The following is a 12451-nucleotide window of genomic DNA, read 5'->3' as shown; positions in this document are numbered from 1 at the left end:
TATCGGGGCAGCTTCCGTCCCCGGAGGTATCCCCGCGGTCATGGGGAGACTTACCCCAGCGACACAGGAGTTCCGCCTCAGGGTTTGCTTCCCATTTCGCTCCGGACATCGAAAATCCTCCCGTCCCGCTGAACGCCGAAAATCGAAGAGTAGCACCGGAGAACCCGCTCGTACATCGCGCATATCAGCGATCTTGTTGTCAGCAGTGTCCCACCTGGGATTCTGGCCCCACTAATATCAAGACGAGACTGGTTTCCCCGCCGAAGGCGATGCGGGCAACAAAATACAACCGAATTCATGCTGGCACGAATCAGCCACGGTTTGTCATCTCCAGAAACGTCTGTCCGGTCCGCGCGTATCCCCCCGGGATCGCGGCCGCCGAGCAGCGGCGCTACTGCGCCGCGTTCCGCGGCCCGGTGGAGGCCGGGCAACGAGCCCGCGAACCGGCCCGGGCCGCGCGGGTCGCGGAGCTGGCCGGGGCCGGGCTCGCCACGGGCGCGCTGGCCCCCGACACGAGCGAAGCCCCGCCGAGGGTTGACACCGGCGACGAGCGAGCACCTTTTCCGGCGCTATCCCGGGCGCGGCCTGCACGGATCAAACCTTGCGCGAACACCATCTGTGCCGGTCGGGCGTGCGCTGCTAGGCTGAAAGGCAGTCGTCGACCCCGTACGGGAGAGTGTCCGCACAGCCAGTGCGGGCCGCCGAAGGAGCAATTCCTCCCCAGTGAACCTCTCAGGCGCCGTGGACCGTACGGGCGAGACCACTCTGGAAAGCAGGGGCGTGCGCGCCCCTCGCCGAAGGTGCAAGCACCGCGCCGCGCGGGGCGAAGCTCTCAGGCACAGATGACAGAGGGGGAGGATGGCAGAAGTGGTACAACGTCCATCCTCTCGGGAGTCTCCAATGACCGCGCTTGGCAACGAGTCCGCCTCGGCGCCGCGCACGACCCCGCTCTACGAGGTCCATCAGGACCTTGGTGCGAACCTCGTTGACTTCGCCGGGTGGCTGATGCCGCTGCGGTATGGCAGCGAGACCGCTGAGCACCGGGCCGTGCGCGAGGCCGCCGGGCTGTTCGACCTCTCCCACATGGGCGAGATCCATGTCACCGGCCCGCAGGCGGCCGCGTTCCTCGACTACGCACTGGTGGGGCACCTTTCCAGGGTCGCCGTTGGCCGCGCCCGCTACACCATGATCACCGCTGGGGACGGCGGGGTCCTCGACGACCTGATCGTCTACCGGCTCGGCGACGACGAGTACCTCGTGGTCGCCAACGCCGCCAACCACGACACCGTCGTCGCCGCCCTGACCGAGCGCGTCCCCGGCTTCGACGCCCGGGTCGACGACCGCTCCGCCGGCTACGCGCTCATCGCGATCCAGGGCCCCGAAGCCGCCCGCATCCTGGCGCCGCTCACCGACGCCGACCTGACCCAGATCCGGTACTACACCGGCTACCGGCTCACGGTGGCGGGCGTCTCTGTGCTCCTCGCCCGCACCGGCTACACCGGCGAAGACGGCTTCGAGATCTTCATCGAGCCCGGAACGGACGCCCCCCGCGTCTGGCAGGAGCTGACCAAGGCCGGCGAGCAGTACGGTCTGAAGCCCGCCGGGCTCTCGGCGCGCGACACGTTGCGCCTGGAGGCCGGCATGCCGCTCTACGGCAACGAGCTCAGCGCCGACATCACGCCCTTCGACGCCGGCCTCGGCCGCGTTGTCAAGTTCGAGAAGGAGGGCGACTTCGTCGGCCGCGCCGCGCTCGCCCACGCCGCCGAGAACTCCCGCCCCCGCCGGCTGGTCGGCCTTATCGGGCACGGTCGCCGTGTGCTGCGCTCGGGACACGAGGTTCTGTGCGATGGTCGGACCGTGGGCAGCGTCACCAGTGGCGCGCCTTCGCCTACCCTGGGCGTCCCCATCGCGATGGCCTACGTCGACGGCGGGCTCGACATCACGGCCGGCAAGTTCACCGTGGATGTGCGCGGCCGGGCCGAGGATGTGGACGTCGTCGAACTCCCCTTCTACAAGCGAGACCGCTAGGCCCTGGGTCCGGCCCCGCGAGGACCTTTGCACGAGCCGCAGGTGCGGGCCTCACCGGGCGCCCGGCAGAATTCACGGGTGACGTGATCCGCACGCGGTGCGGCGAAGAGGCCGCGCATGACAATGGGGCGTGTCGGACAAGGAAGATCTCTGGAGAGTTGAATTGAGCGTTCCCGCGGAGCTGAACTACACGAGCGAGCACGAGTGGGTGGCCATTACCGATGGTGTCGCCACCATCGGCATCACGGCCTACGCCGCCGAGGCGCTGGGGGACATCGTCTACGTGGAGCCTCCCGAGGTCGACACCACCGTTCAAGCTGGTGACACGTGCGGTGAGGTCGAATCGACCAAGTCCGTCAGTGACATCTACTCCCCGGTAAACGGGGAGGTGGTCGATGTGAACCGAACCGTGATCGACGAGCCCGAACTCATCGGCACCGACCCGTACGGCCAGGGCTGGCTCTTCAAGGTGGAGCTCTCCCAGGACCCGTCCGACCTGCTCAGTCCGGAACAGTACACACAGCTGACCGAAGGTGAAGGTTAACCAGATGCCCTCTGAGAGCAACCTGCTCGACCAGACACTGGACAAGCTCGATCCCGAGGTGGCCGCGGCCGTCGGCGCCGAGCTGGCGCGCCAGCGCGACACCCTGGAGATGATCGCCTCCGAGAACTTCGCCCCGCAGGCGGTTCTGGAGGCGCAGGGAACTGTCCTCACCAACAAGTACGCCGAAGGCTACCCCGGCCGCCGCTACTACGGCGGCTGCGAGCATGTCGATGTTGTCGAGCAGCTCGCGATCGACCGGGCGAAGGCGCTGTTCGGCGCCGAGCACGCCAACGTGCAGCCCCACTCTGGCGCCCAGGCCAACACCGCTGTCTACTTCGCCCTGCTCAAGCCGGGCGACACCATCCTCGGGCTGGATCTGGCGCACGGTGGCCACCTCACGCACGGCATGAAGCTCAACTACTCGGGCAAGATCCTCAACGCCGTGGCGTACCACGTCCGCGAGGAGGACGGCACGGTCGACTACGACGAGGTGGAGAAGCTCGCCCGCGAGCACCAGCCGAAGATGCTCGTCGCCGGCTGGTCGGCGTATCCCCGCCAGCTCGACTTCGCCCGGTTCCGCCAGATCGCCGACGAGGTCGGGGCGCTGCTCCTGGTGGACATGGCGCACTTCGCCGGGCTGGTGGCCGCCGGCCTGCACCCGAACCCGGTGCCCTACGCCGACGTCGTCACCACCACCACGCACAAGACGCTCGGCGGCCCCCGCGGCGGGCTCATCCTCGCCAAGGAGGAGTACGGCAAGAAGATCAACTCCGCCGTGTTCCCCGGCATGCAGGGCGGACCGCTGGAGCATGTCATCGCGGGCAAGGCGGTGGCGCTGAAGATGGCGGCGGGCGAGGAGTTCGCCGACCGCCAGCGGCGCACCGTCGCCGGCGCCCGGATCCTCGCCGACCGGCTCACCCGGCCCGACTGCACCCAGACGGGCGTGAACGTGCTCTCCGGGGGGACCGACGTCCACCTGGTCCTGGTGGACCTGGTGAACTCGCAGCTCAACGGCCAGGAGGCCGAGGACCGGCTGCATGAGATCGGCATCACGGTGAACCGCAACGCGGTGCCCAACGACCCGCGCCCGCCCATGGTCACCTCCGGGCTGCGCGTCGGCACCCCGGCGCTGGCCACCCGCGGCTTCGACGAGGCCGACTTCACCGAGGTCGCCGACATCATCGCCGAGGCGCTCAAGCCCGAGTACGACGCCGCGGCGCTGGGCGAACGCGTCCAGGCCCTGGTCCGCAAGCACCCGCTGTACCCCGGGATCTAGGGAAACCAAGACCCCGAGGAATGTAGCCGGGTTGTGCGTCGCGCTCACGCATGGTCCGGCTACACCTGTATCCGGCGGCATCGCACCGAAGCCGCCCCGCACTGGGAGAGGAGGGCAGGAGCCATGGCCATCAGCGTGTTCGACCTGTTTAAGATCGGTATCGGCCCGTCCAGCTCACACACCGTCGGGCCGATGAAGGCGGCCCGCACATTCGTCCTCGGCCTGCGTGATTCCGGGCTCCTGCCCGATGTCGCCAGCGTGCGGGCCGAGCTGTACGGGTCGCTGGCCCTGACCGGCAAGGGGCACGGCAGCGACACCGCCGTCATCCTAGGGCTCCTCGGTGAGCTGCCCGAGGAGGTCGACGTCGACGCCGTCCCGCTGTTACTGCGGCAGGTGCGCGACGGCGGGCGGCTCGCGCTGGGCGGGGAGCACGAGGTCGCGTTCGACCCGGCCGAGCAGGTCGAGTTCCGCCGCAAGGAGAGCCTGCCGGGCCACCCAAACGGGCTGCGGTTCGCGGCCTTCGACGCCGCCGGTACCGAGCTCCGCGCGCGCGTCTACTACTCGGTGGGCGGCGGGTTCGTCGTGGACGAGGAGGCCGCCGGGGCCGACCGGATCAAGCCCGACGACACCGTCCTGCCGTACCCGTTCAGCACCGCTGCGGAGCTGCTGGAGATCTGCTCCGACACCGGCATGTCCATCAGCGCGGTCATGCTCGCCAACGAGCAGGCGTTCGGCCGCACGGCGGCCGAGGTGCACGCCGGGCTGCTGCGGATCTGGCAGACCATGCGCCAGTGCGTGCGGCGCGGCGTGACCAGCGAGGGCACACTCCCGGGCGGGCTGAAGGTGCCCAGGCGGGCACACCGCCTCTACCGGCAGCTCGGTGGTGGCTGCGACGAGTCGGGGCTGGTCCGGCCGGAGGTGGTGGAGCGCGACCCCGACCCGATGCGCGGGAGTGACTGGATCTCGCTCTACGCGCTCGCGGTGAACGAGGAGAACGCCGCCGGCGGGCGCGTCGTCACCGCCCCGACCAACGGGGCCGCCGGCATCGTCCCGGCCGTGCTGCACTACTACCTGCACTTCAGCCCGGGGGCCGACGACGACGGGATCGTGCGTTTCCTGCTGACCGCCGGTGCGGTCGGCATCCTGTTCAAGGAGAACGCCTCGATCTCCGGCGCCGAGGTGGGCTGCCAGGGCGAGGTGGGGTCCGCCTCCTCCATGGCCGCCGGCGGCCTCGCCGAAGCGCTCGGCGGCACCCCGGCCCAGGTGGAGAACGCCGCCGAGATCGCGATGGAGCACAACCTGGGCCTCACCTGCGATCCGATCGGCGGCCTGGTGCAGGTGCCCTGCATCGAACGCAACGCCCTGGCCTCGGTGAAGGCGATCAGCGGCACCAGGATGGCGCTGCGCGGCGACGGCAGCCACTTCGTGTCCCTGGACAAGGTCATCACGACCATGCGCAACACCGGCGCGGACATGATGGACAAGTACAAGGAGACCAGCAGGGGCGGCCTGGCCGTGAACGTCATCGAGTGCTGAGAGCCTCAGCCGATGGAAAGTGAGCTGGGGACATGGCACTGACGAGGATTGAGGTGGAGGCGGATCCGGAGGATCTCGCCCTCATCACGGAGGCGGCCGGGCGCCGCGGCGTTTCCGCGGCGGCAATCGTCCGGGAGGGTATCCACCTGGCCGCCATGGCGAACCGGGTCTGGGATGCGTCCCTCGAATGGCCCACCTTCGAGGGCAGCGGCCAGAGCGTGTCCGACGACGAGGTCACCGCGGTAGTCGCCGAAGGCGCCGCCGACCAGTAATCATGCGCTCCCGGAGCCGGGGCGGGAAGTAGGTGGCGGCGCCGGACGCGCCCCTCCCGCACCCGGCACCGCCGCGGCGGCGTCACCTTTTCGGGCGCCGCACCTTTGTGGAGACCGCGAGCGCGCGGAACGGCCCCAGATCGGCCAGCCGGTGTTCGGCCGCCGCCGCCACGTCCGCCCGCAGCGATGCCGCGCTCCACGACTCTGCCCGCACCCGGACCCGTACTCCGCGCCGGCCCACGGATACCCGGGCGCTGCGCACCCCGTTGACGTTGCGGGCCGCCGCGGCCACGGTGTCCCGGAGCGCGGACCGCTCCATGCCCACCAGCAGTCCCTGGTCGTCGGTGCGGACTACCGTCCACCGTGCCCGCCCGGGGAGCAGCGCCAGGCCGATCAGCGCCAGGCCGATGACCGCGAGCAGGACGGACGCACCCTGCACCGGCGGCTCGGTCCACTGGGCCTCGGTCGCGGATCCGGTCGCGTGCTCGAACGGCAGGAGGTGCAACGGGTCCCCGGCGAGGCCCGATATGACCTCGACCGCGGCGATGACCGCGAGGGCGGCCAGGATCAGCGCTCCGGCGAACACGACCGGCCAGAGCCTGCGCGGCTGGAGAGCGCGAACCGCCACGCGGCGTCCGCACCGGACCGCGACCGGTTCCGGTCGGCTCAGTGCGTCTTCGACGGTCGTCATGCCTTGGTCTCCCCTCCGTCTCCCGGACCGGTCCTCCCGACATGCTCGTGTGCCCCGTATTGGTCGCGGCCGGTTCCCACCGCAACGGCGCGTCACCCGCACCCTATAGCTACATAAAGTAATTAACAATGGTCGCACAGTAACTCAGCGCTCTGGAATACAGAAATCCCGCTCCAACATGGCTGACCGGGAACAACGGGTTAGCCGTAAGAAAGGCCCGCTGACGCCCCGGAGGCGCTAACGCCCCCGTCGCCTCGCGTTCCGGACGACCGAGAACACGGCGACCACCCCATCGCGCCATACATGAAAAATTCTCATGAAATGTGCGATGCTCGGCACATGACACGCGCGCAGGAGCAGTACGAGGCAGCGACCAAGGACATCGAGCCACCGTTCGCCATAGTCGACCTCGCGGCGTTCCGGGCCAACGCCGCCGATCTCACCCGCCGCGCCAACGGGACCCCGATCCGGGTCGCCAGCAAATCCGTCCGCTGCCGGCACCTGCTTCGCGAGGTCCTCGCCCTGCCCGGGTTCGCCGGGGTCATGGCCTACACCCTGCCGGAGGCCCTCTGGCTGGCGGGCGGTGCGGGCGACGATCCCCTCAGCGAGGACATCCTGGTCGCCTACCCCACCAGCGACACGCAGGCGCTGGCCCGGCTCGGCGCCGACCCCCGCGCCGCCCGGGCCGTCACCGTCATGGTCGACGACACCCGCCAGCTCGATCTGATCACCCGCGCGGCGCCGGACCCGGTGCACCCGATCAAGGTCTGCATCGACATCGACGCGAGCTGGCAACCCCTCGGCCCCCGATCGCGTATCGGCGCCCTGCGCTCGCCCATCCGCACGCCTGCCCAGGCCGCCGCGCTCGCGCGGGCCATCACCCGCCGGCCGCAGCTCAGTCTCGACGGCATCATGGCCTACGAGGCGCAGATCGCCGGTGTCGGCGACGCCCCACCCGGCCGCCCCCTCTACGGTCAGGTACTACGCCGGATACAGCGGCGTTCCCGCATGGAGCTGGCGCGCCGCCGCGCCGCCATCGTCCGCGCCGTTAGCGGGGTCGCCGATCTCCGCTTCGTCAACGGCGGCGGCACCGGAAGCGTGCACCTCACCGCCCGCGAACGCGCCGTCACCGAGGTCACCGCGGGGTCGGGCCTCTACCAGCCCCGCCTCTTCGACCACTACCGCGGCTTCTCCGGGAGTCCGGCGGCGCTCTTCGCCCTGCCCGTCGTGCGCCGGCCCAGCTCCGACTCCGCCACCGTGCTCGGCGGCGGCTACCTGGCCTCCGGAACCGCCGACAGCCAGCGGCTCCCCCAGCCGTACCTGCCCGGCGGCCTGGCCCTCACCGGAACGGAGGGCGCGGGCGAGGTCCAGACCCCGCTCATCGGCCCTGATGCTGGAACACTCGATGTCGGCGACCGCGTCTGGATGCGGCACGCCAAAGCCGGGGAGCTCTGCGAACACTTCACCGAGCTGCACCTGCTCGGGGACACGCCGCCGCGCGTGGTCGAGACCGTTGCCACCTACCGCGGCGAAGGGCAGGTGTTCCTCTAGCCCGGCCCCGGCCCGCGGGAACACACGTGGGGGCGAGCCCTGTGCGGCCCCGCCCCCACGCGCCCGGTATACGGCGCTACCTCAGCGCTGCTTCCTGTGCCGCCGCCACATGGCCACCAGCCCGATCGTGACAACGAGGCCGGCGCCCGCGCCGAGCAGCACCGCCTCGGTCGGCAGGGATCTGGGCGCCGCGTAGGTCGACACGACCTCGCCATCGCCCTTGATCATGACTGTGCCCTCGGGAGGCTCCACAACATGGCTCTCAAGGCGGACCGCGTCGCCGGTGACCAGGGCCCGGGCACCCCCGAACAGCCGAGTGCCGCTGTCGCGCACCCGGCCCCAGCTTCGCTGCGCCACGTTCCTGGGACTCGTCCGATCAACGATCTCGTCGACCGCCCATGCGAGCCGCCGCTGCGCCCGTTCGATCTCCGCCTGCACACCGGCTGGATCCCGGCGGGCTTCCGAGGGGTCGCGTCCCTCCATGCAGCCGCTCCCTTTCGCAGTTTCCTAACCCAGAGTCGCCTGAGGACCGCTCGTGGCCGGCGCACCCTGCCCGGCCGCGTCGTCGTCAGACGGCCGCCTGAAACCCAACGCGCCTTCGATTCCGTCGACCACACGGAAGAAGTCACGTGTAGACAACCACAGTTTATAGACGATGGCGATCTCGAATCCGAGGAGCACAACGCCCACCGCGCCAGTAACCCACCCGATCGCCGCCGGCACCACCAGAACACCGACAACCGGCGCGAGGACGAACACCGCCATCTGGAACTCGATCCCGCTGACCAGGTGCGTGCGGATCCCCCGGGCGTGCAGGAAGTTCCAGAACCGTTCGTACCAGGGGAACCTGGTCCGGAACTCCTGGTGCAGGTCGATCTTGGGCAGCGTGACATCGGGCTGCTTGCCGGAGTCGCGGTCGGAGTGGCTCTCGGTCTGGGTACGCAGGATCTGCTCCAGCACCGCGATCCCGTGCCGCAACACCGCCTGCTCGCCCTGGTCGCTCATGGGACGCCCGTCCGCGGACGCGGAGTCGTCCTCGGGCTCCAGCATCGACAGCGTGGCCCGCGCCCGCTCCAGCGCGCCGGCGATGTGCGAGCGCATCTCCCGACGCACCTTGTACACCTGCAGGGCGTTCAGGTAGCGCAGCATGTCGCCGAACACCACGACCAGCGCCAGCCACACGAAGGCGACACTGCCCGTCATCACGTACTGCCCGCCCATCAGCGCGATCGCGCACACGAGCACCCGGAACCGGTCGAAGACGTAGTCCATCCACGACCCGAACAGCGTCTCCTGGTCGGTCAGCCGCGCCAGCTTGCCGTCCATGCAGTCGAGCAGGAAGCACAGGTAGTACAGAACGGCGCCGGCGATGAGGAACGGCCACAACCCGAACGCGAAGCACGCCGCCGCACCGAGGCCGCAGAACAGCGCCGCGATGGTGAGCTGGTTCGGGGTGATCCGGGTCCGGTTCGCGGTCGCCCGGACCAGCCGCACCGCCAGCGGATCGACCAGCCCCACGGTCCACCAGGAGTCGCGCGCCCGACATGAACGCTCCCTGACGTCGTTCAGAGTGAAACCAGCCATTATTGCCTGAACTCCCAAAGGCGAAGCGGACATGCTCCGGTCCAGCGACGTTGACTTCAAGCGCCGGACTTGGGGGGTGACGCCAGAGTCTACGCGCAAGGGGGCGACCCATGGGGACGAGGCCGCGTGCACGGATCTGCTCAACGATAAGTGATGAGCCCGCTTAACATCAGCGCTCGAAAGCAACCGAGTACAGATCGAAACCAAAGGGCGACCGAGCGGCCCGCCGGCCACGCGGTCATCCCGGGCCCCCCGCACCGCTCCAGCCCCGGGTCCGCAAGGCCATAACCTGGTGCGGAAGCCACCCGAAACCGGACCATTCACGACAGACGCGAGGAGCACAGCGCTGTGAGCGAGAGCACCGTACGCCTGGAGCCCGGCGAGACCGCACCCGACTTCACTCTCGACGACGCCGACGGTAACCCCGTCAACCTGTACGAGACGCTGAAGGCGGCGGGCAAGCGGGCCGTGCTGTACTTCTACCCGGCCGCGATGACCCCCGGCTGCACCACCGAGGCCTGCGACTTCCGCGACAACCTGCGCGACTTCGAGGCCGCCGGGTTCACCGTGCTCGGGATCTCCCCGGACAGCACCGAGAAGCTCGCCAAGTTCCGCGACAAGGAAGGTCTCACGTTCCCGCTCCTCGGCGACCCCGGCAGGTCGGTCCTGCGCTCCTACGGCGCCTTCGGGGAGAAGAAGAACTACGGCAAGGTTGTCGAGGGCGTCATCCGCTCCACCTTCGTCATCGACACCGACGGCACCGTGCGCAACGCGTTCTACAACGTCAAAGCCACGGGACACGTCGACCGCGTCAAGCGCGAGCTCGGTATGTAGCCCGGGCGCCCTGGGCCGGACGGGCCGGCCCCGCTGGGGCGGTGCCGCGCACGGGCCCTACGTGTGACGAGCGTCGCTCCGGCCGGGGTTAACAACTTGCGGCTGCCGCCCCCACCTGCCATTCTCTTCAGCGATGCGTGCTCTTAGCACCCAGGTCGCCACCCGGGTGAGGAGCGCCCCGGAGCAGAGGCTGGGGGCCGTAGCCCAATAGGCCGAGGCACACGGTTTAGGTCCGTGACAGTGCGGGTTCGAGTCCCGCCGGCCCCACACGTTCCCACCTGCGCCGCCACCCCTCCTGACCGGCGGGTACCGGCCCCGCTGGAGGGTGCGGCGTCGGTGGCTTTTCCCGGGGGCGGCCGGGGTCACCTCTGCTGTCGAGCAGGTCACCGGCCGCCCGCCGCGCCCCTTCGCCCAGTGGGCCGCCGAGCACGCCGACACCCTCCGAGGGGCCACTCCAACAGCAACCTGGACCACGTTCGCCTGCCGCCCTGCTGGGGCCGCCACGAGGAGCGCTGGGCGGAATCCGCCACTGAGGCATCACTTCTGGTGCCAGTGTTCCTGTTGCTGCTCCCAGCGGTCGAGGAGCGCGGGGAACTCGCGGGCCATGAACGAGTACATGTCGGCCATCCGCTGCAGGCGCCGCCGGGAGGCCGGATCGTCACTGACCACACGCAGGCCCTGCTTCGCCAGCGCCTGGAACTCGTCGAGCTCTGCCATCTTCGCGCGGAACGCGCGAGCGAAGACGTCCTCGGCCAGCCGGTAGTGGTCCCGACGCTGCCGGGCAGGACGGTACCGCTCGACCAGCCCGGTCTGGTCGAGCTGGCGTAGCGCCACGCTCATACTGCTCTTGGCCACGGTGAGTTCGCCACAGAGTTCGTGGGCGTCGGCGGTACCCTCCGGGCTGGTGAGCAACCAGCCCATCACCCGGCCTGCCGTCCTGTTCAGGCCGAGCCGCTCGAAGAACATGGCGGCGTTCTCGATGAACTCTTGCCGTGGCGTGTCGTTCATGGCTCCCAATTGTCGTGTCACCACGCCCACCGCGGGTTGCCTGTGGCCTCCTGGCTGACCTCCCAGAGGCGGGCACGGGCCGCATCGTCGTAGGCGAAGGCCGGGGCGGGCACCGGAAGCGCGTTCTCGTCGACGTAGATTCCGCGGAAGCGGTCGCGCCGGCCGTCGGGGTGGTTGGCGTGGGCGGCCCCAGGGCGGTCCCGGGTGGCGACGCGAGCGTAGGTCTCGGCCAGTGTGCCGGGCGAGGTGGCGAGGCGGTTCTTCGGTGCGTACAGAGTGCGCAGCCACCAGGGCAACGCGGCGACCCGGTCGGCGTCCAGCCGCACCGCGGGGACACGGACGCAGGCCACGTCGAGCATGTCCTCGGTGCGCAGCGCAAGCTGGAAGGTCGTCATGATCTGGGCGAGCTTGGCGTGGTAATACGCCTTGGTCGGACTGTACCAGGACGGGTCGTCAAGCTCCTCGAAGCGGATCCGGATCCGGGGCATGGTCACCAGTCCCTTGCTCGCAACGTTGATCACCCGCGGGTCTGCCGCGGCCGCGAGGAGGTCACTAAGCGCCGCCGTCAACAGGTGCGGGCCCAGGTGGTTGGTGGCCCAGAAGAACTCGTGCCCAGCGCTGGTGAATTGGGGGGTGTGCATCGTCTGGTCGAACACCGCGGCATTGTTGATCAGGACGTCCAGCTGGTCGAGCTCGTCATGGAGGCGTTGTGCGGCCGCCTCGATCGAGGCGGGCTCGGCGAGGTCGGCGAGCACCAGCCGGGCGGGCACCGCGGCGGCGGCGTTGATGCGCTCCAGCGCCGCCGCGCCGCGCTCCTGGCTGCGGCAGATCGCGAGGACGGTGTGGCCGTCGGCGGCGAGCCGCTCGGCCGCCCGCAAGCCGATCCCGCTGTTGGCCCCGGTGATGGCGATGACGAGTGGTCGGATGGGCATGGCTTCTCCGCAATGATCGTGTTGTTCGGATTTATCCGAACAACACGATCATAATGCAGCCGGCCGCCAATCGCTCCCCCGAACCCTGGCGCCGGGTGCGCGGCCCGAAGCAGCCCTCCCGGCGAACCTTGGCGTGCGCGGGGAGGAGTTCGATGTGTGGCCCTTCGCTTACGAGCTGGAGGTTCGCATGCTGCC

General features: G+C 69.7%; 12 protein-coding genes, 1 tRNA gene and 1 riboswitch. Of the genes, 8 read left to right on the top strand and 5 right to left on the bottom strand.

What is annotated here, in order from left to right; all coding sequences use genetic code 11:
* The first annotated feature begins 659 nt into the window (after window positions 1-659).
* Window positions 660-759: riboswitch (glycine riboswitch) on the top strand.
* A 141-nt stretch (window positions 760-900) separates the two neighbouring features.
* The 5 genes from gcvT (at window position 901) to F4561_RS04030 (ending at window position 5656) form a co-directional block, all read left to right on the top strand.
* Window positions 901-2028: a glycine cleavage system aminomethyltransferase GcvT gene (gene gcvT / locus F4561_RS04050; RefSeq protein WP_184574895.1), complete on the top strand. Its 1128-nt coding sequence runs from the start codon at window positions 901-903 to the stop codon at window positions 2026-2028.
* 163 nt (window positions 2029-2191) lie between these two features.
* Window positions 2192-2572 carry a glycine cleavage system protein GcvH gene (gcvH, locus tag F4561_RS04045; RefSeq protein WP_184574893.1) on the top strand — a complete coding sequence of 127 codons (381 nt, stop codon included), beginning with the start codon at window positions 2192-2194 and terminating at the stop codon, window positions 2570-2572.
* A gap of 4 nt (window positions 2573-2576) precedes the next feature.
* The gene (gene glyA, locus F4561_RS04040) at window positions 2577-3848 is read left to right on the top strand and encodes a serine hydroxymethyltransferase (protein WP_184574891.1); all 1272 of its coding nucleotides are present in this window, start codon (window positions 2577-2579) and stop codon (window positions 3846-3848) included.
* 123 nt (window positions 3849-3971) lie between these two features.
* Window positions 3972-5384: an L-serine ammonia-lyase gene (locus tag F4561_RS04035; RefSeq protein ID WP_184574889.1), complete on the top strand. Its 1413-nt coding sequence runs from the start codon at window positions 3972-3974 to the stop codon at window positions 5382-5384.
* Window positions 5385-5416: 32 nt separating this feature from the next.
* A complete protein-coding gene (locus tag F4561_RS04030) occupies window positions 5417-5656 on the top strand; it encodes a CopG family transcriptional regulator (RefSeq protein WP_184574887.1) in 240 nt (79 codons plus the stop codon).
* An 82-nt stretch (window positions 5657-5738) separates the two neighbouring features.
* On the opposite strand, the gene F4561_RS04025 is transcribed toward F4561_RS04030, so the two are convergent.
* Complete coding sequence (locus tag F4561_RS04025; protein WP_184574885.1) at window positions 5739-6347, bottom strand: DUF6286 domain-containing protein; 609 nt, start codon at window positions 6345-6347, stop codon at window positions 5739-5741.
* A 339-nt stretch (window positions 6348-6686) separates the two neighbouring features.
* Here F4561_RS04025 and F4561_RS04020 point away from each other — a divergent pair, with 339 nt between their 5' ends.
* On the top strand, window positions 6687-7898 hold the full coding sequence (locus F4561_RS04020) for an alanine racemase (RefSeq protein ID WP_184574883.1): 1212 nt from the start codon (window positions 6687-6689) through the stop codon (window positions 7896-7898).
* An 81-nt stretch (window positions 7899-7979) separates the two neighbouring features.
* Here F4561_RS04020 and F4561_RS04015 read toward each other — a convergent pair whose 3' ends face one another.
* Complete coding sequence (locus F4561_RS04015) at window positions 7980-8381, bottom strand: DUF3618 domain-containing protein (RefSeq protein ID WP_184574881.1); 402 nt, start codon at window positions 8379-8381, stop codon at window positions 7980-7982.
* A gap of 24 nt (window positions 8382-8405) precedes the next feature.
* The gene (locus F4561_RS04010) at window positions 8406-9482 is read right to left on the bottom strand and encodes a CDP-alcohol phosphatidyltransferase family protein (protein ID WP_184574879.1); all 1077 of its coding nucleotides are present in this window, start codon (window positions 9480-9482) and stop codon (window positions 8406-8408) included.
* Between the two features lie 348 nt (window positions 9483-9830).
* Between F4561_RS04010 and bcp the strand changes: the two genes are divergently transcribed.
* Window positions 9831-10316 carry a thioredoxin-dependent thiol peroxidase gene (gene bcp / locus F4561_RS04005; protein WP_184574877.1) on the top strand — a complete coding sequence of 162 codons (486 nt, stop codon included), beginning with the start codon at window positions 9831-9833 and terminating at the stop codon, window positions 10314-10316.
* A 193-nt stretch (window positions 10317-10509) separates the two neighbouring features.
* A tRNA-Leu gene (locus F4561_RS04000) sits at window positions 10510-10583 on the top strand.
* Window positions 10584-10853: 270 nt separating this feature from the next.
* Here F4561_RS04000 and F4561_RS03995 read toward each other — a convergent pair.
* Together F4561_RS03995 and F4561_RS03990 are read right to left on the bottom strand one after the other, a co-directional pair.
* Entirely contained in the window at window positions 10854-11324 is a 471-nt protein-coding gene (locus tag F4561_RS03995; protein WP_184574875.1) for a GbsR/MarR family transcriptional regulator, read from the bottom strand.
* A 17-nt stretch (window positions 11325-11341) separates the two neighbouring features.
* Complete coding sequence (locus F4561_RS03990) at window positions 11342-12256, bottom strand: SDR family NAD(P)-dependent oxidoreductase (protein ID WP_184574873.1); 915 nt, start codon at window positions 12254-12256, stop codon at window positions 11342-11344.
* Between the last annotated feature and the right edge of the window lie 195 nt (window positions 12257-12451).

The organism is Lipingzhangella halophila (genome assembly GCF_014203805.1).
Taxonomy (GTDB): domain Bacteria; phylum Actinomycetota; class Actinomycetes; order Streptosporangiales; family Streptosporangiaceae; genus Lipingzhangella; species Lipingzhangella halophila.
This window is presented reverse-complemented; position numbering and strand designations above follow the sequence as displayed.

Excerpts from the sequence above, each read along its gene's own strand:
- gcvT (WP_184574895.1), top strand. The coding sequence starts at position 901 with ATGACCGCGCTTGGCAACGAGTCCGCCTCGGCGCCGCGCACGACCCCG.
- glyA (WP_184574891.1), top strand. The coding sequence starts at position 2,577 with ATGCCCTCTGAGAGCAACCTGCTCGACCAGACACTGGACAAGCTCGAT.
- F4561_RS04035 (WP_184574889.1), top strand. The coding sequence starts at position 3,972 with ATGGCCATCAGCGTGTTCGACCTGTTTAAGATCGGTATCGGCCCGTCC.
- F4561_RS04030 (WP_184574887.1), top strand. The coding sequence starts at position 5,417 with ATGGCACTGACGAGGATTGAGGTGGAGGCGGATCCGGAGGATCTCGCC.
- F4561_RS04025 (WP_184574885.1), bottom strand. The coding sequence starts at position 6,347 with ATGACGACCGTCGAAGACGCACTGAGCCGACCGGAACCGGTCGCGGTC.
- F4561_RS04020 (WP_184574883.1), top strand. The coding sequence starts at position 6,687 with ATGACACGCGCGCAGGAGCAGTACGAGGCAGCGACCAAGGACATCGAG.
- F4561_RS04015 (WP_184574881.1), bottom strand. The coding sequence starts at position 8,381 with ATGGAGGGACGCGACCCCTCGGAAGCCCGCCGGGATCCAGCCGGTGTG.
- F4561_RS04010 (WP_184574879.1), bottom strand. The coding sequence starts at position 9,482 with ATGGCTGGTTTCACTCTGAACGACGTCAGGGAGCGTTCATGTCGGGCG.
- F4561_RS03995 (WP_184574875.1), bottom strand. The coding sequence starts at position 11,324 with ATGAACGACACGCCACGGCAAGAGTTCATCGAGAACGCCGCCATGTTC.
- F4561_RS03990 (WP_184574873.1), bottom strand. The coding sequence starts at position 12,256 with ATGCCCATCCGACCACTCGTCATCGCCATCACCGGGGCCAACAGCGGG.